Consider the following 18,958-nt stretch of genomic DNA (forward strand, 5'->3'; position numbering starts at 1 on the left):
GCGTGCCGAACGGCGAGCGTACGGCGCTTTATCGAGACAAATCCAATGAGTAATGCTCAACTGCGCTATAAGCCGGGCTAATATCAGGATATGGATCTGACTCTGCTACGGGCGTTCGTTACCGTCGCGCGCGAGGGCAACCTCACGCGTGCTGCGGTGCAACTACATCTGACGCAACCCGCCGTCAGCCTGCAAATCAAGCACTTGCAGGAAACGCTAGGTGTCACCTTGTTCACGCGGACGTCGCATGGACTTTCGCTCACACGCGACGGCCAGACACTGCTGCCCCACGCCGAGCGCGCGCTGGGCGCCGCCAACGACGTGCAGCGCGCGGCGCAGTCACTGCGTCAGGAGGTAAGCGGACGACTGCGAATCGGCACGATCCTCGACCCGGCGTTTCTGCGGCTGGGCGGCTTTCTCAAGCAACTGGTGGAGACCTGGCCGCGTATCGAAACGGCTTTGCGGCATGGCATGTCAGGCTGGGTGCTGGAGCAGGTGCGGGCGGGCGAACTCGACGTCGGCTATTACATCGGCTTGCCGTCCGACGACGAGGCGCGCGACGGCCCCGCCTTCCACGCAGTCACGCTCACCCAGTTCCAGTACCGCGTGCTGGCGCCGCCGGGGTGGAAAGACCGCGTCAAAGGCGTGCGCGACTGGCGCGCCCTCGCCACGCTGCCGTGGATCTGGACGCCGCCCGCGTCCGCGCATAATCGCTTGCTGTCGCGCTGCTTCGCCGAGGCCGGCGTGAAGCCGTTGAAAGTGGCGGAAGTGGACCAGGAGCCGTCGATGCTCGATCTGGTCAAATCGGGCGTCGGTCTGACGCTTGCGCGCGACGCGACGGCCATTGCGGAGGCGCATGCGCACGCGCTGACCATCGTCGAAGGCATTACCGTGCCGACCCAGCTCAGCTTCATCACACTCGACGCGCGCAAGGACGAGCCAGCGATCGCCGCGGCGTTGAAGCTGATCGAGCAGCAATGGGCGACGTGAAGGCACGAATGCCCGGCGTCGTGCCGATGCTTGCTGCAACGCGATATGAGCCGCTCTCATGAGAGCAAGGCCCGCTGTCACCATCTGAAACGACACCGTCACGCAGATTTTGTTAGATTGAGGGTTCGCGCTCACGCGCCGGCCTCGCCTCGCATCCCTTTCTGTTCCGTTTGACTTAGTCCTTCCCGGCAGCTTCGCCCGGCAACACCGGAAGCCGCCGGCCACTCCATTCCCAGACAGGAGCCTGACATGGCACGCAACATTGAAATCAAAGCTCGCGCCCCGCATTTCGAGCAACTGCGCGAACGCGCGGCCGAACTCGCGCCCGATGCGCCGCTGATCTTCCGCCAGCAGGACTTTTTCTACGACGTGCCGCGCGGACGTCTGAAACTGCGCCAATTCGACGACGGCACGCCTGCCGAGCTGATTTTCTATCAGCGCGACGACCGTGACGGTCCGACCGCTTCGTACTACACGCGCAGCCCCGTGACCAACCCGGAAGCCATGCACGCGCTGCTCGCCACCGCGCTGACCACGCGCGGCATCGTCACGAAGGAACGGCATGTGTATCTGACCGGCCGCACGCGGATTCATCTGGACCGCGTGGACGGACTGGGCGACTTCGTCGAACTCGAAGTCGTGCTTGCCCAGGATGACGACGAAGAAGGCGCTCATGCCGAAGCGCACGCGATGTTCGCGAGCCTTGGCGTACCGGAGTCGGATCTGGTGGCGCTCGCCTACGTCGATCTGCTGAGCCCCGGCAGCGAATCGAAGCAGGCGGCATAAGGCAGCGCGATACGCTTTACCGAAGAAGCCGCCGCCTCAGACGGCGGCGGTTCCCGGCGAAAGATGGCCGAGCGGCAGCGGCCCGTTGCGCTTGAACGTGGTGAGCACGATATTCGAACGCACACTGTCTACGCCGGGCACACGCATCAACTTCTTCATCACGAACGTCGACAGATAATTCAGATCGGGCGCGACAATGCGCAACAGATAGTCGGCGTCGCCCACTACCGCGTGACATTCCAGCACTTCGGGCAGCACCTCGATCTGTTGCTGGAATTGCTCGATGATCGAATCGCCGTGGTGCTTCAACTTGAGACTCGTGAAAGCGGTGACGCCGAGTCCAAGCTTTTCCGGACGCAGGACCACCCGATAGCCATCCACGACGCCTACTTGTTCGAGCCGCTGCAGTCGCCGTCCGATCTGCGATGGTGACAGCGGCACCTGCTCCGCCAGTTGCTGATGGGTAGCGCGCCCGAAGCGCTGAAGCACGTCCAGCAGCGCGAGATCGAAGTGATCCAGTTCCAGCATGTGAATACCCCGCATTAAATCGTCATTTGATGCACGATTATTGCATATTCACGCGCCACAGCGACATTATTGCGCCCTTTCCGCACGTTGGCCGCTCTACACTCGCAGCATCGATTTTTCACTGCCGTCACGTAGAGCGCAGCACCATGTCCACCGTTAACACCGTCAGACTCAAAGAACAATTCGACGCCGGCCTGGAAACCCGCGCCGACTTCACCATCGACCAGCCGACCGAACGCTACTGCGCGGTCGATCACGCCGTCTGGAAGCAGCTCTATGCACGGCAAACAGAGTTGCTCAAAGGCCGCGTGTGCGACGAGTTTCTGGCGGGTGTCGATCGCATCGGCATGCCGTCCGACCGCGTGCCCTCATTCGACGAAATCAACGCGAAGCTCACACCTGCCACGGGTTGGCGCATCGTCGCCGTGCCAGGCCTCGTACCGGATCACGTGTTTTTCGAGCATCTGGCAAATCGTCGTTTCCCGGTGACCTGGTGGATGCGCCGTCCCGATCAGCTCGATTATCTGCAGGAACCGGACTGCTTCCACGATCTGTTCGGCCACGTGCCGCTATTGATCAACCCCGTGTTCGCCGACTACATGCACGCGTATGGCCGCGCAGCGCTGGCCGCCGACCATGCCGGCGCCCTGCCGCTGCTCGCACGCCTCTATTGGTACACAGTCGAGTTCGGCCTGATCCGCGACGCGGTCAGTCCTAACGGCGTGAAGATCTACGGCGCGGGCATTGTCTCCAGCAAAGGCGAGACAATCTACAGTCAGCAAAGCGCGGCGCCGAATCGCATCGGCTTCGATCTCGAACGCGTGATGCGTACGCGTTACCGTATCGACACGTTCCAGAAAACCTACTTCGTAATCGACGACTTCGCCCAGCTGTTCGGCGTCACGCAAACGGATTTCGCGCCGCTGCTGGCAAGGCTCGCGGCCGAACCCGCCCACGCGGCCGGCGACGTGCTCGATGGCGATCACATCATCACGCGCGGATCGCAGGAGGGCTGGCAAACCGACGGGGATATCTGACGGGACCGATGCGAAAGCAGGCTACCGGTATCCGTGAAAAAATACGAAATCAACCAGCCGATCGACGAGGTAGCACCATGATTCACAAACTGACTTCCGAAGAATGCGCCGTGCAGATTGCCGGGTTGCACGGCTGGCAAGCCGCAGCGGGCCGCGACGCGATCCAGCGTCAGTTCCAGTTCGCCGACTTCAACGAGGCATTTGGTTTCATGACGCGCGTGGCGATCAAGGCGCAGGAGATGGATCACCATCCCGAGTGGTTCAATGTGTACAACAAGGTGGAGATCACGCTGGCCACGCACGAGGCCAATGGTGTGACCGAGCGGGACATCAAACTGGCCCGCTTCATCGATAGTATTACGGCGTAATACAAACGACCCATGCCGTTTCAGCCGTGTTTATGCGCTGCGCGTTGAACAATGGGACCGCCGTGAAAGGGCATTGCAGGCAAGCCGGTGGCCAAACCTTCAGTTCTACAGGCTATTATTAAGGCGCACGTAAGATTCCCACGCTTGCCTGGCAATCCCGTCTAAACGATCCGGCGATAGCGTCTGCTGACGCTGTACAATCATCAGCGCATACGGCTTGGAGAGCGCGCTTGCCTCCTTGCACAGAACGAGTTCGTCGCCGCTCGAAGGTGAGCGGGCGCGCCAGAAGTTGATCGCGGCTTCCAGTTCGTGAATGCTTATCTCGGACATGACTTCGTGATTCCAGGGCTGCTCGATGGCTGCATCGTGGCCGGTTTCTGCCAGTCAGGCATGGTCACCTTGCTCGCTGCTGTGCAGCAGGCGCCCCGGCGAACCGCTTGCCCCAAACGCCTAACCCATTGTACTTGAGCGAAATCCATGCGACTCCTTCTGATCGAAGATGACCGTCCCATCGCACGCGGCATCCAAAGCAGTCTCGAACAAGCCGGCTTTACCGTCGACATGGTCCACGACGGCATTTTCGCCGAGCAGGCCCTCACGCAAAATCGTCATGAGCTGGTGATCCTCGATCTGGGCTTGCCCGGCATCGACGGCATGACCTTGCTCGCGCGTTTCCGTCAGAGCAATCGTCATACGCCGGTGATCATCCTCACCGCGCGCGACGAGTTGAACGACCGTGTTCAAGGCCTGAATTCCGGCGCCGACGACTACATGCTGAAGCCGTTCGAACCCACCGAACTCGAAGCACGCATCCGCGCAGTGATGCGCCGCAGCGGTCCGCACGGCGATATGCCGCGTCCGGAAGTGTCGCTGGGCGGTGTGCGTCTGTCGGGCGTCGACCGCCGTATTTTCAACGACGACAAGCCGCTCGAACTGTCGCCGCGCGAGTTCGCGGTGCTCGAAATGCTGCTGCTGCGTCATGGCCGTGTGGTCAGCAAAGCGCAACTGCAAGACCATCTGACGCATTTCGGCGGCGATCTCGGCGACACCGCGATCGAAGTCTACGTGCACCGGGTGCGTAAAAAGCTCGAGAGCTGCCGTGTCGAGATCGTCACGGTGCGCGGCTTCGGTTACCTGTTGCAGGAAATCCGCCAGGCCGCATAATCGTCATGAAGGCCGCCATCTCCATGCGGCCTGACGGCGCCGGGCCGGCACCGCGCATCCACTGCGCAACGTGCCGGCTTCCGGCGGAATTTCACGGCGCTCCCGCCGTTGCCCTTTTCCGTGCGTTCGATCATGCCTCAGCCGGCCGCCAATAGTCTGCGCCGCACGCTGCTGCGGCGCCTAGCTGCTCCCCTCTCCCTGCTCGCGCTCATGAGCGGCCTGATCGCCTACTGGCTCGCGTGGCAGTACACCCAGCACGTGGTCGACCGCTCGCTCGCCGACCTCGCCACCGCGATCTCCAAGCAGATCCAGATTGCTGGCCCTAACGCACGCGTTACCGTGCCGCCGCTCGCGCAGGCCATGTTCTCGGACCCCGTCGAACAGCTGGTCTACCGTATCAGCAACGGCGACACGGAAATTGCCGGCGACCATAACTTGCCGCTGCAAGGCACCAGCGTGCGTCGTATGCACTACGCGTACGTGTTCGAAACGCAGCATCAGGGCGTCACCGTACGCGTGGCGCAGGTGCGGGTCGATCAACCTACCGGCAATCCGATCGTCGTCGAAGTCGGTCAGCCCGTGCATCACCGCTTTCAGATCGCTGCCGAGTTTCTTGTCGCGATCATGATGCCGCTGTTGCTGCTGTTGCTGGCGGGCTGGGTGATCGTGTGGCGCGTCGTCAATCAGCAGCTCAATCCGCTCACCGATCTCGCCGACTCGCTAAACCGGCAGACCCACACCTCGCTCGAACCGGTGGACGAAACCTATGTGCCGGTTGAAATCCGGCCGCTGACCGGTGCGCTGAACGCGCTGCTCGATCGCCTGAAGTCCGCGCTCGATGCACAGCGCAAATTTATCGCCGATGCCGCGCATCAACTACGCACGCCGCTCACTGCCGTCAAGTTGCATGCGGAACAGGCCGCCGTCGCGCGCGACCCGCAGCAAACCCTCGTCGCCGTGCGCGAACTGCGCGCCGCGGCCGATCGCGCGGTACGACTGTCAAATCAACTGTTGTCGCTGGCGCGCGCCGAGCCGGGTGAACAGGCCGCGCGCTTCGTCAATGTGGATATGGCCGCGCTCGCGTTCGATACCGGCGCGGAGTGGGTGCCGCGCGCCTTGGGCTTCCAAGTCGATCTCGGTTTCCAGCGCCTCGACGACCCCACCAACGCTCATCCTCTGATGGCGCGCGGCAATCCCGTGTTGCTGCACGAAGTCATCGCCAATCTGCTGGATAACGCGCTGAAGTACGTGCCGCCCTCGCGCTTCGACGGCGGCCGCATCACGGTGACCGTGTCGCAAACGGTGATCGACGAAGTGCGGATGGCCGAGATCATCGTCGAGGATAACGGGCCGGGCGTGCCGCACATGCAGCAGGTGGATCTCTTCAAACGTTTCTTCCGTGGCGACGGTCAGACCGATGCCGGCGTGGACAGCGGCGCCGGTCTCGGCCTCGCGATCGTCCACGACATCATGGTGCTGCACCGCGGCAGCGTGCATTACGAAGACGCGCCGGAAGGCGGCGCCCGTTTCATCGTGCGCATTCCACTTCTGCCTGTCAGCGTGCAGAACGAAGCCAGCGCCGAAGCCCAACGCCAGGCGAAAAAAAAGGCGCTGTCGGCGCCGGTGGATATCTGAGGTTTCGGTGCTACGCGGACCACCTCGCCGTCACTCATGTGATCGAGCGCGGCGGTCCGTACTTCATTTCTTCTTCGCTTTCTTAGCCGGCGTTCCGGCTTTCTTCGCCGACTTGCCGGCCTTGGCTTCGCCCTTGGCCTTCTCTTTCTCCGGCGGCGCCAGCATCGTGCCGCGGCACTTGCGCGCGCCGCAACGGCATTCGTATTCCTTCTTCAGCTTCTTGGTCTGACGCGCGTCGATCACGAGGCCGTAGTCGTAAAAGACTTCCTCGCCTTCCGCGATGTCGCGCAACGCATGCACGTACACGTGACCGTCGATTTCCTCGGCTTCGCAGTTAGGCGCGCACGAATGGTTGATCCAGCGCGCGCTGTTGCCGTCTACCTTGCCGTCGATCACCTTGCCGCTATCCAGCGCGAAATAGAACGTGTGATTCGGCTCGGCCGGATTGTGCGGATGACGGCGCAACGCTTCCTTCCAGGAGATCCGCTCGCCCTTGTATTCGATCAGGCGCGCGCCGGCCTTGATCGGTTCGACGGCAAACACGCCTTTGCCGTGCACACCCGAACGGCGCACGGCGATCCTGCGTGAACTCATTGAATGAATCCTTGTGAAGAACTGGGGGTGAAGTCCGGCAACCGTCAGACACGCTCACGTCTCGCGCGCTGCTTTTTTCTGACGCGGATAGCAAACGCGGCGCCTTGCGAGCGCCGCGTCAACCTGTGCAACGCTCATGCGTCACAACCGGCATCCTACACGTTCAAGACGGCTTCCTTCAACCGTCAAAAAGACGTCAGCCCGTGAGGCGTGTGAGCCGCTTCACCGTTGTCCGAACGAAATGTCGCCGAACAGCGCCTTTTGCTCGCGCGGTTGCGAGCGCCAGTACTGCGGCGGCGCTTCGACCGTTGCGCCGAGTTGCGCCGCGGCATGCCACGGCCAGCGCGGGTTATAGAGCAACGCGCGGGCTAGCGCGATCAGATCGGCATCGCCCTCTTCGATGAGTTGCTCGGCGTGCAGCGGATCGGTAATCAGGCCGACGCCGATCGTGACCAGACCGGTTGCCTGCTTGACCGCATGCGCAAACGGAATCTGATAACCCGGCTCAAGCGGAATCTTTTGCAACGGCGAGACACCGCCGGACGATACGTCGATCCAGTCGCAGCCGCGCTTCTTCAACTCCTGCGCAAACGCAATGGTTTCCTCGAGCGTCCAGCCGCCGTCGACCCAATCGGTCGCCGAGACGCGCACACCGACGGGTTTGTCGGCGGGGAATGCAGCGCGCACGATATCGAAAATCTCGAGCGGAAAACGCATGCGGTTTTCGAGCGAGCCACCGTATTCATCGCTGCGCTGATTGGCGAGCGGCGAGAGAAATTGATGCAGCAGATAACCATGCGCGGCGTGAACTTCCAGCGCGTCGATGCCGAGGTGCGCCGCACGCCGTGCCGATGCTGCGAAGGCTTCGCGTATGCGGTTCAGCCCAGCTGTGTCGAGCGCAAGCGGCGGTTCTTCGCCGGCTTTGTGCGGCAGCGCGGACGGCGCGTGCGGTAGCCACCCGCCTTGCGCAACCGGAATCAGCTGGCCACCTTCCCAAGGCGCATGGCTCGAAGCCTTGCGCCCTGCGTGCGACAACTGCATGGCCACCTTGACATGCGAATGCTTGCGGATCGCGGCCAGCACCGGCACGAGCGCGGCTTCGGTTGCGTCGTCCCACAAGCCCAGATCGCCAGGGGTGATGCGGCCGTCGGGTTCAACCGAAGTCGCCTCGATGCACAACATGCCGGCGCCGGATAACGCCATGGAACCGAGATGGATCATGTGCCACGCGGTGGCCTCGCCACGCTCGGCGGAATACTGGCACATCGGGGACACGACGATACGATTGGGAAGCGTCACGCTACGCAGCGTGAGCGGAGAAAATAGCGCGCTCATGGATTACGCCCAGTGAAAACCCGAGAGCGAACGAGCATAGCACCGCGCATGATTTACTGCAGGCGCACGCCTGCTCAGGGTTTCGCTTCGACCTGATCGAGCCATTCGCCGAACATACGGCAGGCGGCGGCTTCAAGCGCGGGGCCGAATTGCGCCGTCTCGGCCCGCAATTGACGCGCATCGATACCATGGCTGACGAGTTCGCCGGCATTGCCGATCAGCCAGGGCTCGAAGCGATCCGTACGAATCTCCGGATGACACTGCAATCCGAGGACGTGATTGCCCCACGTGAATGCCTGATTTTCGCAAGCCGGCGTCGAAGCGAGGCGTGTGGCGTTGTCGGGCAGATCGAACGTATCGCCGTGCCAATGCAGCATGGAAGTCTGCGCGCCATCCAGATGACGCAGCGGCGAAGCGCGGCCGGCGTCGGTCAGGGTAAGCGGCGTCCAGCCGAGTTCGGTATGGCCAGCGGGATAGACGCGCGCGCCGAGCGCACGCGCGATCAGTTGAGCGCCGAGGCAGATGCCCAAGGTCGGCAAGCCAGCCGCAATACGCTTTTCGATCATGGAAAGCAGCGGCACGAGCGACGGATAAAGCGCGTCGTCGGTCGCGCTGATCGGGCCGCCGAGGATCACCATCAACGATGCGGCGACGGGATTCGGCGCCTCGATGCGGGCGAAACCGACATCGAGATAACGGACCGGGCACCCGCGCTCACCGAGCACCAGCTCGAGACTGCCCAGATCCTCGAAGTGCACATGGCGAATGGCCAGAACTTCGCGATTCATCGGCCTGACCCACCTTCAGGTTGACTAAAGACTTGCCGCTACGCGGCACGAAGCAGCTGACAGGCGGCAAGTGCCGCCCGCCAAACCGGCTTGGCAGTGTAGCGGATTGTCCCGGAAGCCGCCTTATTGGGCGAAGATCTTCCAGGTCTTCTTCTGGGTGGCGACGTCGGCCACTTCGTACACCGAGCAATCGAGACGCAGATCCGTGTCCGACATGTTCAGATCGAGCAGCGCGCAGTGATGCGGCGTCTTCTTCGGATTCTTGCTCGGCTCGAAGTGCGAGCAGCTCAGGCACATGCGGTGCGACGGAATCGTACCTTGCGCTTCCAGCTGATGAACCGTCTTGAGCAACGTGCGGTAGAAGATGGCCTGTTCGTCGTCACGCAGCGTGCCGACCGCTTTTGCCAGGAAGTCCGGCCATTGTGCGGCACGCTTTGCAGCCGTGCGGCCACGCGCCGTCAGGCGGACTGCGAGGGCGCGACCGTCGTCGAGCGCGCGGCGCTTTTCGACCAGACCCTTGGTTTCGAGCGTGCTCACTGCATCGCTGGTGGTCGCGGCGGTCAGCGCCGTTTCGCGAGCAATTTCACCAAGACGCATCGGGCCTTTGCGCTGCATCAGCAAGACCAGGATTTCGCCTTGAGTCGGGGTAAGGCCTGCGCCTTCCGCCCATTCCCAAGCCTGGCTTCGCATCGCCGTGCTCAATCGCAATAGGCTGTGGGTCACTCGCCCGGTCGCCTGTTCTCCGTATACGCCTTCGCTCATAATCTTCGATTCGTTTATTTACAGCGTTGGTACGTTGCCGGTCAACCGCTAACCGACCGCGCCCGTAGCCTGTGTGGGGTAGCCCTGCCCAACTGCGGACAAGACGGTTTTCTACTATCTCAAAAATTCAACGCCTCGCAAGCCAAGGCGACGAAAACGACATTCTATGCGAGAGCGGCGAATCGTACAGCTAACTTATCCAAGGCAAGCTGTGGATAACCATGGGAAAACATCGGGACTGCCTGTGTGCCGATTCTTAATAAGCCTGCGAACCGCTTCACACCCGCCTGAGTTGTCCTTGTCCAACGACGCACAAGCCGCTCCGATCCACCCAGTTATGGTTTACGCAGCGCGTTGACTTTGCAGGGAATTATTCAGTTGTCCACAGGCCAGGGCGGTGCTTGTTAACTACTACTACGTTTGTATACGTTAAATCTATAAAAACCTAAGAGAACGCGAACTGGAAATTTTAATTACGAAAAAAAACCCGCGTAGCGCGGGTTTCCTTACGAATTCACGAGCACCTTACCGGTTTCGGCTACGCGCGCCACTGCAAACACTGCTGGCGTACCGCCTCGTGCAAGGACTTTTCCCGTTCGACGACGCCACGCAACCAGGTCGCGTCGTTGACCTGACCACGCGCGATCGCGCCGATTTCGGCAAGCGCTTTGCCCGAGCCCAACGCTTCGGCATGCGGCGCAATCCGGTCGAGTGTTTCGAGGATGTCTTCGGAAATCGTTTTGCGTTCGCCCGTCTGCGGATTGATGCAGGTGCCGGCCAGACCGAAGCGGCATGCCTCGAAACGGTTGAACGTGTACACGAGGTAATCATCTTCTTGCGGCGTGATCGGTTTGTCGAGCAGCAGATGCCGGGCGAGCGTCTGGATGTAGCAGGCAATGGCCGCCGCGCGATCTACCGACAAGGGCGTGTCCATCACGCGGACTTCGATCGTGCCGAAACCTGGCTTCGGCCGGATGTCCCAGTAAAAGTCCTTCATGCTGTTGACCACACCCGTGTGGACCATCTTCGAAAAATACTCTTCGAAACTGTCCCACGTCAGCACGAACGGCGCACGGCCCGACAGCGGAAACGCGAACACGGAATTCAGGCGTGCCGAATGAAATCCGGTATCCACACCTTGTACGAACGGCGACGAGGCAGACAACGCGATGAAATGCGGAATGAAGCGCGACATCGAATGCAGCAGATACAGCGCGCTGTTCGGATCGGGGCAGCCGATGTGCACGTGCTGGCCGAACACCGTGAATTGCTTGGCGAGATAACCGTACAACTCGGAAAGGTATTGAAAGCGCGGCGTGTCGACGATCTGCCGTTCGCTCCATTGCTGGAACGCATGCGTGCCGCCGCCGCACAAACCGACGTTCAGATGATCCGCCGCCGACACCAGCGTGTCGCGAATCTTGCGCAAATCGGTGACCGCCTGCTCATGCGTCGTGCAAATGCCGGTCGACAACTCGATCATGCTTTCGGTGATTTCCGGCGTGATGTTGCCGGGGATTTTTTCATCCTTGATGAGGCGCAGCAGATCCGAGCCAGCTTTGGTCAGATCATAGTCGTGCGTATTGACGATCTGCATCTCGAGTTCGACACCGAAAGTGAACGGTTTCGAATCGATGAAGGGTTCGAGTGACATGGCGTCCCCTGAGTCAGGTCGGCCGGATCGTATTCACGTGTCCGGCCGTTTATTTGAATCGAATAAATTGAATGTCGCGGATACAACATCGAGCAGCGCCGGGCGCTTACTCTTCGCGCCGTTCAGCCACCAGCGCGAGGCTGCGATACACGAGCCACGGCCCGAGAATCTGCAGCACGAAAATCGAACACATCGTGATGGCGCGCAGTTGCGGATCGAAATTCGGATAGAGGTTGTAGGTGTCGTCGACCAGCAGATACGCAAGCGCCGACATCGGCGATAACGATAAGCCGAGCGCTATGCCCTGTTTCCAGTTCAAACCGCTCGGCTTGGCGAACGCCAGCACGCCGACCAGTTTCGCGACAAGACGCGCAACAATCAGACCCAACGCGGCGACACCGCCGAGCGCAATGTCTTTCCACTCGAACGACGTCAAGGTCAACACGAACAGAATCACGGTCAACAACCAACCGGCCGTGCCGAAATGCTGCGGCCACAACTGCGGACGCGCTTCATGATTTTTCACGATGATGCCGGCAGCCAGCAACGCAAGAATCGTCGACAGTTTGAACAGATGCGCGACCGCGATAGCCAGCAGCACCAAGCCGAATAGGGCGACGAACGAATGTTCATCCTGCATATTCAAACGACGATAAAAGAACGTGCAGGTGCGTGCGAGCAGGTACGCGAGCACGAGCGAGCCGGCCAGCAGATAAAGCGGTTGCAGGATGGTGGCGAACACATTGCCGTACACCTCCTGATGCAACCAGCTCGACACGAGCTTTTCGATCACCACGGCGTACATGCTGTTCAGCGCAGTCAAGGTCAGCAGACGTTGCGTGACCTGACCTTCCGCGCGCAATTCCGTTTTCAGCTGAATCACCATCGCGGGCGAGGTGGCCATGGCGATCGCGGCGAGCACGGTCGCGACCATCAGCGGTACGTGCAGGAACAGCAAAACGGGCAAGACGAGTGCGAACGTCAACGTGGCTTCAGCCACGCTCGACAGAATCAACCAGGGATTGCGGCGGATCCAGCGCAAATCGAGCCGGCTGCCGAGTTCGAACAGCAGCAAACCGAGCGCGACGTCGAGCAGCGGACGCGCGGCGCTTGCGGAGTCGGCGTCGATGACGCCCGAGCCGGCCGCGCCGGCAATCAGCCCGATCACCGCATAACCGGAAATGCGCGGCAGACGCCACGCGCGATAGCAAAGCTCACCGCACAAGCCTGCGACGAGCAAAGCCAGCCCGGCCCAAAAAATGGCGTCGGGTGAAAGCGGCCAGGCGGGAAAAAATGAAAACGCCGACTTCATCGTAATGGGTTCTCCTTGGCAGCAACGGCGGACGACACGAACCGGCGCAAACACCGGCGAGCGGGTGAACGCGCAAGGCGCTCACTGTCGCGATCGCTTCGCGTGACCAGCGTTGCGAGTTTTCAACGATCGGGTGATCTGAACGCGCCGCAGCCGCAGGGAGCGCGGCGCATTCAAGGGGTGCGGCCTTAGCAACCGGCACGGCACGGTGAAAGAACGCCGTCGACTTGAATCAGATTCTGATTGAGCGGCGCCGTTCCGTTTGCTGCGCGTGCCGTTAGCTGAACGCAAGGCACGACGCGGAAAAGAACGGCGATTGTGCCATAGCTTTTTCAGCCTCGACCGAAAAGACACGAACATGCAGTCAAAACGGTAAAAACGTACGTTATCTTCGTGAGATGAGGAAAAAGCGACCGTTTTGTGAGGCAATCGGGTCGTCTGACCGGACAGCTTGAACGCCCGATGTGTGCTTTTCGGGACAACGGAGAGGATGTCGGAAGGGGGTTTGGAAGGGGTTGGCTACGCCGATACGCGCTCGATCAGCTTTGGCCTCTTGGTTTACAGGTTTACTGTATGTATACGTAGTAACAGTTAACAAGCTGCCTCGGTTTCTGTGGATAACTCCTGTTTACCTAAATAAATCATTGGCTTGCCGACGGCATAACCGGATGCACAGCATGTGCGGGAACAGCGGGTAGTCGGGGGCAACTTTTCGCGTTTTCCGGCGGCGGCAAAGTTACCCCGTTTACGTCCACAACGGTTCCACACGAGTTGCGCAGGTTAACTGCGCGGTTATCCACAAGAGTCGGTGGATAAGTTATGCACTGCCTGCGAAGCAGAGTCGGGACGCGAACGGTGGTAAACCGGGAGTTAACCGGCGGTCTTCTGCCGCAAGGCGCGTAGCAGGAAGCGGGCGGGATCGATGTCTTCAGCCAGGTCCCGTTCCAGCGGCCACGGCTCGCCTTCTATCTGTGACGCGATCAGCTCGGCGCCAAGCGCTGCCCACACCAGTCCGCGCGAGCCGTAGGCAAATGCACCGTACAGCCCCTCCGAGCGCGGCAGATCCAGAGGCCATGCGCCCTGCAGACGCTGGGCGTCGCGCGTAGCGCTGGCTTCGTCGGCGAGGTTGCCGATCATCGGCATGCGGTCGCTCGTGACGCAGCGGAACGCGACCCGTCCGGTCAGCATCGCTGTCTTTGCGAGGTCGAGCGTGCTGGCGAACGCCGGCAACATTTGCACGACGCGTTCGAGGTTATCGATATGACCGGCCGGCCGCAGCGCCGTATCCGGATCGTCGAGCTCATAGGTGGCGCCGGTTAACGTCATGCCATTTGCCAGCGGCACGGCATAGCCGTCGCCGATTACCGGCAAAGCCAGCGGCGGCACCGTGCCGGACGGCACCAGTGTGAGCTGGCCACGGATGCTGCGAGTCGACGCGTAGTGCAAGCCGGCAATGCGCGCTGCATCGTGTGCGCTGGCGACGATCACCACGGGCGCACGCGCTACCGTCCGACCGGCCGTATCGAACACGGTCCATTGATCGCCGCTGCGTTCGAGCCGGGCGACGTCCACCCCGAAACGACGTTCGAGCAAGCCGCCCGCGGAAGCGCATTGCGCCGCGCAAAGTGAAACGGGGTCGATCCAGCCGCCTTGTGGGAAAAACCACCCGCGGCGCGAGAGCGGCATGCCGACGAGCTTGTTCGCGTCGCTGGCCGACACCGGCATCACATAATCCGACGGATAGCCGAACGCGGCGATCGCTTCGCTGATCGAACGGGCTTCCTCGTCGTCCGTGGCGATTTGCAGCAAGCCTTGCGCGCCACGCAGAGGCGGATAACCGAGCCGTTCAAGCTCGGCCCAACGCCTGAGCGCGTAGAGAAAACCGGCGCGCGTGACGCGTGAAGCGACGCTGTCGTCGCGGGAAATCATGGGATGGAACACGCCGGCGGGATTGCCCGACGCATCCTGCGCCACCGCCCCGTGCCGTTCCAGCGACGTCACGCGCCAGCCGCGAGCCGCGAGCCGTTCGATCACCGCGCATCCGGCGAGGCCCGCGCCGATCACCACCGCGTGCCGTTCGTCGACCGGGACCGGCGCGGGCGGCTCGTGCCGGCGCACTCGCCAGCGCGGCGCGAAATGGCCGACCAGCATGGCCCGCTTCCAGCCGAAGCCATCGACCTTGCGGTATTCGAAGCCGCATTGTGTCAACGCGCGTTTGATTTCGCCCGCGCTGCTATAGGTCGCGAAGGTCGCGCCCTCGCCGGCCAGCCGCGCCAATGACTTGAAGATCGCCGGTGCCCACATCTCGGGGTTTTTGGCGGGCGCGAAGCCGTCGAGATAGAACGCATCGGCGCGCAATCTCAGTGCGGGCAGACTTTCGAGCGCATCGCCGAATACGAGCGTGAGCACCACGCGTCCGCCCTCGAATTCGATTCGATGCGTGCCGGGTACGAGCATCGGCCACGCGTTCGCAAGCGTGTCGGCCAACGCCGCGATGGCCGGATCGGAGATCAATCCGGCATACACGCGGCGCAAATCGTCGAGCGTAAAGGGATGCTTTTCGGTCGAGACAAAGTGCAGCCGTTCGCAACGCGATGCATCCGCCCGCCACGCGGCCCATGTCACGAGGAAGTTGATGCCCATGCCGAAGCCGGTTTCGAGCACGGTGAAACTGCGCCGGCCCTGCCACCGCTGCGGCAGGGCATTGCCGCGTAGAAACACGAATTCGGCCTGGTCGAGACTGCCCACGGCACTGTGGTAAATGTCGTTGTAAAGCGGGGAAAACGGCGTGCCGTTGTCGCGAAAAGCGAGGACGGCTGGGATCAGCGGATCGGTCATGCGCAACGGAAAATGACGTCCCGCAGAGCGGGTCGAACGTTACCGCCAGCGCACGCTGCTCGCCAGGCGGCGAAAAAGACGCGCCGAGCGTTGGCAAAAACCAACGCTAAGCCCCGTCCATATTGGGTTTCAGCCTTCAGATGACACGCGTGAAGAGCAAAAAGAGCGGTTTCCTTGATGGTTCGGCCCTGAAACCGTGCAATTCTTCGAAACCCTTATCCTGATTGGGTTTGCGCTGCGCTATCATAGCAAGCGCCGCGAAGGGAGCGGCAGCACGGCCGCCGGACAGTGACTGTCCGGTGTGAGGGGTCCGGACGGGATCCGGAGCCGTAGCTGCTCGACGGCGTGGTCCGCGCACGTATAATCGGCGCGTTCGCGCTGTTCGTATCAACCTAAACTCAGAAAGGAACCTTAATGAACAAACAGGAACTGATCGACGCCGTCGCAGGACAGACGGGCGCCAGCAAGGCTCAAACCGGTGAGACGCTGGACACGTTGCTTGAGGTGATCAAGAAGTCTGTGTCGAAAGGTGACGCGGTCCAGTTGATCGGCTTCGGCAGCTTCGGTTCGGGCAAGCGCGCAGCACGTACGGGTCGTAACCCCAAGACCGGCGAAACCATCAAGATCCCGGCAGCCAAGACCGTCAAGTTCACGGCTGGTAAGGCGTTCAAGGACGCAGTCAACAAGCGCTAAGCAGATTACTGCCCGGCAGTTGACACCCGCCAACGGCGGGTTTTTTTTCGTCCGCGCAAAGCGATGAGTCGAGCGGCGACGGATGACGCGGCTCGACGTTCATGCGTACGGTGAGTGGGTTTTAGTCGTGGCGGTGGATGATTTCGCCGTGGCCATGATCGTCGCCGTGGCCGCCATGCTTGTGGCCATGATCGTGATGGTCGTGGCGGTCGTGGCTATGGCCATGCTCATGGTCGTGATCGTCGTCGTCGAAATCCCACGCCGGGAACGGATCGGCGAACTGCTGCCAGCCTTGCGGCCCCAGCGCGAATTCCTCAGCGGTCAACAGGCATGCGTCGAACTTCGCCTGCCACACAGCCGGGTCGATGCCGACACCGATCATCACCAGTTCCTGACGGCGGTCGCCGATCGTCATATCGTCTGCGTTGCCGTACCAGTCGGCGGCAATTTCGGCAGCGAGTTCATCGTCGCCATCCGGCCATTCGCTGCGATCCTGAGCCGCCCACCACATGCCCGCCGGACCGTGCCGGCAAGCGCCGCCGGCCTGCGACAGCGAACCGGCGATATCGTTGCGCGTAGCCAGCCAGAAAAAGCCTTTACTGCGCAGCACGCCCTTCCACTCCTGATGCAACAAGGCCCACAGACGCTCTGGATGAAACGGCCGGCGTGCACGGTAGATGAAATTTCCGATACCGAATTCGTCCGCCTCGCCGTGATGCGCATGACCGTGCTCGTCGTCATGTTCATGATTGAGCGACGCCAGCCAACCCGGCGCACTCGACGCTTCGTCGAAATCGAAGCGACCGGTGTTCAGGACTTCCGCGAGCGGCACCTCGCCGAAGGTGCTCGTTACCTGCACCGCGCGCGGATTGATCCGGGCGAGGATGCGTTGCAGTCGCGTGAGATCGTCCGCGCTCACCAGGTCGGCCTTGTTGACCACCAGCACATCGCAGAACTCGATCTGCTCGATCAGCAACTCGACCAGTGTGCGATCGTCTTCCTCGCCCGCGGCGATGCCGCGTTCGGCGAGCGCGTCGGCCGAAGCGTAGTCGCGCAGGAAATTGAACGCGTCGACCACCGTCACCATCGTGTCCAGCCTTGCGATGTCCGAGAGCGAATGGCCGTCGTCGTCCACGAAGGCGAAGGTTTCCGCGATCGGCATCGGCTCGGCCACGCCGGTCGATTCGATCAGGATCGCGTCGAAGCGCTGTTCGGCGGCCAGACGCCTGATCTCGACAATCAAATCGTCGCGCAGCGTGCAGCAGATGCAGCCGTTCGACAGTTCGACGATCTTTTCTTCGACATGCGACAACGTGGCGGCTTCGCGCACGAGGGCGGCATCGATATTGACGGCGGCCAGATCGTTGACGATCACGGCCACGCGCAAACCGGCGCGATTCGCGAGGATGTGGTTCAGGAGCGTGGTCTTGCCGGCGCCCAGAAAACCGGAGAGCACGGTGACGGGCAATAGCGGCTGGTTCATCGCAGTACGGAAAAGCTAGAGGATTGGAAGGCGTGCCGTGGCGCGCGTGCAGGGCGGCGCAGCCGGACTGACGGGCGAGCTTCGACGGCAGCACGAAGCCGCATTGTGCATCAAAAAAGAGGGAGGCCGCGTGACGGACCGGCTCAGTGCGCAGCCGGCATCAGATTCCACTTGCGCAGAATCGCGGCGATCTGCTGCGAATACTTGTCGCGCAGCGCCGGTGTTTCGGAGTGGTAGGCGCCGACGGCCTGCCACGTGTTGCCATACTTGTTCATCTGACGGCGCAAATGCCACGCGGCAATATAGACGTTCTTGCACGGCTCCATCAGGGTGCCCTGAGAGATGCCGTACTGGGCGAGCACCGGCAGATGGATCGAGTTGATCTGCATGACGCCGTAGTCGGTCGAGCCGTTGGCGTTCTTATGCTGGGCGTCCGGCCGGTTGTGCGACTCCTGCCACGCAATCGCGCGCAGAATCAAGGGGTTGACCTTCTGATACTTGGCGGCCTCGTCAAAGCAATCGGCGCGTGCCTGCCCTGCTGCAGCCAGCACGGCGAGTCCCACGGCGACGGTGACCAAGGCTCGTTTCATCGGTCAAGACCACTAAGCAAATCGCAAGAGTAAGGGTTGGTAATGGATCGCATCGGCCATACTTCAGCCGCTGACGGCCGCCGAGGCAAGCTGGCCGGGCGTTTGTGGGCGTCGGGGAAAACCCGCGTCAGCAAGCCGCAACCGGTGGCTTGAACCGCTCGTATCATACCGGCAGGCAGACCTTCGTCAAGTTGGCTAACCGACATAAGAGTCAGAAAACGTAGCATGCATGGCCTTGCCGCCCAGACATTATTAGCTTTCAGTTGGTTAACAGAATCGGGCGACCATTAGAGTAATCGCACGGAGCCGGTCGTTTTGTGACAAATCCGACATGAAAAACTGTTACTGTTCATTTTTTTCGGACATCGGGTGGCGAGCACCGGGGGCGATAGACGTCCACG

The 18,958-nt window shown here is 61.5% G+C and carries 18 protein-coding genes; 7 read left to right on the forward strand and 11 right to left on the reverse strand.

Features of this window, described 5'->3' with window-relative positions; genetic code table 11:
* Positions 1-90: 90 nt before the first annotated feature.
* Positions 91-990 (forward strand): LysR family transcriptional regulator, encoded by a 900-nt coding sequence (locus tag FQ705_RS20245; protein ID WP_144143833.1) that lies wholly within the window; start codon positions 91-93, stop codon positions 988-990.
* Between the two features lie 249 nt (positions 991-1,239).
* On the forward strand, positions 1,240-1,776 hold the full coding sequence (locus FQ705_RS20250; protein ID WP_144143834.1) for a class IV adenylate cyclase: 537 nt from the start codon (positions 1,240-1,242) through the stop codon (positions 1,774-1,776).
* Between the two features lie 36 nt (positions 1,777-1,812).
* Here FQ705_RS20250 and FQ705_RS20255 read toward each other — a convergent pair whose 3' ends face one another.
* Complete coding sequence (locus tag FQ705_RS20255; RefSeq protein WP_144144352.1) at positions 1,813-2,304, reverse strand: Lrp/AsnC family transcriptional regulator; 492 nt, start codon at positions 2,302-2,304, stop codon at positions 1,813-1,815.
* A gap of 146 nt (positions 2,305-2,450) precedes the next feature.
* Here FQ705_RS20255 and phhA point away from each other — a divergent pair, with 146 nt between their 5' ends.
* Both phhA and FQ705_RS20265 read left to right on the forward strand, forming a co-directional pair.
* A complete protein-coding gene (gene phhA / locus FQ705_RS20260; RefSeq protein WP_222105663.1) occupies positions 2,451-3,341 on the forward strand; it encodes a phenylalanine 4-monooxygenase in 891 nt (296 codons plus the stop codon).
* Between the two features lie 77 nt (positions 3,342-3,418).
* Positions 3,419-3,709, forward strand: a complete 291-nt coding sequence (locus FQ705_RS20265) for a 4a-hydroxytetrahydrobiopterin dehydratase (RefSeq protein ID WP_144143836.1) — start codon at positions 3,419-3,421, stop codon at positions 3,707-3,709.
* A 105-nt stretch (positions 3,710-3,814) separates the two neighbouring features.
* Here FQ705_RS20265 and FQ705_RS20270 read toward each other — a convergent pair whose 3' ends face one another.
* The gene (locus FQ705_RS20270) at positions 3,815-4,039 is read right to left on the reverse strand and encodes a DUF3717 domain-containing protein (protein WP_144143837.1); all 225 of its coding nucleotides are present in this window, start codon (positions 4,037-4,039) and stop codon (positions 3,815-3,817) included.
* A 147-nt stretch (positions 4,040-4,186) separates the two neighbouring features.
* Here FQ705_RS20270 and FQ705_RS20275 point away from each other — a divergent pair, with 147 nt between their 5' ends.
* Both FQ705_RS20275 and FQ705_RS20280 read left to right on the forward strand, forming a co-directional pair.
* Positions 4,187-4,873 (forward strand): response regulator transcription factor, encoded by a 687-nt coding sequence (locus FQ705_RS20275; RefSeq protein WP_006050820.1) that lies wholly within the window; start codon positions 4,187-4,189, stop codon positions 4,871-4,873.
* A 132-nt stretch (positions 4,874-5,005) separates the two neighbouring features.
* Entirely contained in the window at positions 5,006-6,508 is a 1,503-nt protein-coding gene (locus FQ705_RS20280; RefSeq protein ID WP_144143838.1) for a sensor histidine kinase, read from the forward strand.
* A gap of 63 nt (positions 6,509-6,571) precedes the next feature.
* Here FQ705_RS20280 and FQ705_RS20285 read toward each other — a convergent pair whose 3' ends face one another.
* The 7 genes from FQ705_RS20285 to mnmC all read right to left on the reverse strand — a co-directional run bounded on the left by FQ705_RS20285 (position 6,572) and on the right by mnmC (position 15,791).
* Entirely contained in the window at positions 6,572-7,102 is a 531-nt protein-coding gene (locus tag FQ705_RS20285) for an SET domain-containing protein (RefSeq protein ID WP_144143839.1), read from the reverse strand.
* Positions 7,103-7,324: 222 nt separating this feature from the next.
* On the reverse strand, positions 7,325-8,437 hold the full coding sequence (locus FQ705_RS20290; RefSeq protein WP_144143840.1) for an NADH:flavin oxidoreductase/NADH oxidase: 1,113 nt from the start codon (positions 8,435-8,437) through the stop codon (positions 7,325-7,327).
* A gap of 74 nt (positions 8,438-8,511) precedes the next feature.
* Positions 8,512-9,225 carry a glutamine amidotransferase gene (locus FQ705_RS20295; RefSeq protein WP_144143841.1) on the reverse strand — a complete coding sequence of 238 codons (714 nt, stop codon included), beginning with the start codon at positions 9,223-9,225 and terminating at the stop codon, positions 8,512-8,514.
* A 123-nt stretch (positions 9,226-9,348) separates the two neighbouring features.
* Positions 9,349-9,987, reverse strand: a complete 639-nt coding sequence (locus FQ705_RS20300) for a MarR family winged helix-turn-helix transcriptional regulator (RefSeq protein WP_144143842.1) — start codon at positions 9,985-9,987, stop codon at positions 9,349-9,351.
* Positions 9,988-10,525: 538 nt separating this feature from the next.
* Complete coding sequence (locus FQ705_RS20305; RefSeq protein ID WP_144143843.1) at positions 10,526-11,641, reverse strand: YbdK family carboxylate-amine ligase; 1,116 nt, start codon at positions 11,639-11,641, stop codon at positions 10,526-10,528.
* 106 nt (positions 11,642-11,747) lie between these two features.
* On the reverse strand, positions 11,748-12,953 hold the full coding sequence (locus FQ705_RS20310; protein WP_144143844.1) for a cation:proton antiporter: 1,206 nt from the start codon (positions 12,951-12,953) through the stop codon (positions 11,748-11,750).
* A gap of 870 nt (positions 12,954-13,823) precedes the next feature.
* On the reverse strand, positions 13,824-15,791 hold the full coding sequence (mnmC, locus tag FQ705_RS20315) for a bifunctional tRNA (5-methylaminomethyl-2-thiouridine)(34)-methyltransferase MnmD/FAD-dependent 5-carboxymethylaminomethyl-2-thiouridine(34) oxidoreductase MnmC (protein ID WP_144143845.1): 1,968 nt from the start codon (positions 15,789-15,791) through the stop codon (positions 13,824-13,826).
* A 414-nt stretch (positions 15,792-16,205) separates the two neighbouring features.
* Between mnmC and FQ705_RS20320 the strand changes: the two genes are divergently transcribed.
* Positions 16,206-16,484: an HU family DNA-binding protein gene (locus tag FQ705_RS20320; RefSeq protein ID WP_006050811.1), complete on the forward strand. Its 279-nt coding sequence runs from the start codon at positions 16,206-16,208 to the stop codon at positions 16,482-16,484.
* A gap of 121 nt (positions 16,485-16,605) precedes the next feature.
* Here FQ705_RS20320 and FQ705_RS20325 read toward each other — a convergent pair whose 3' ends face one another.
* Positions 16,606-17,967 carry a GTP-binding protein gene (locus FQ705_RS20325; RefSeq protein WP_144143846.1) on the reverse strand — a complete coding sequence of 454 codons (1,362 nt, stop codon included), beginning with the start codon at positions 17,965-17,967 and terminating at the stop codon, positions 16,606-16,608.
* Between the two features lie 143 nt (positions 17,968-18,110).
* A complete protein-coding gene (locus FQ705_RS20330) occupies positions 18,111-18,557 on the reverse strand; it encodes a lytic transglycosylase domain-containing protein (RefSeq protein ID WP_144143847.1) in 447 nt (148 codons plus the stop codon).
* Positions 18,558-18,958 lie beyond the last annotated feature (401 nt).

The organism is Paraburkholderia sp. BCC1884, from assembly GCF_900996225.1.
Taxonomy (GTDB): domain Bacteria; phylum Pseudomonadota; class Gammaproteobacteria; order Burkholderiales; family Burkholderiaceae; genus Paraburkholderia.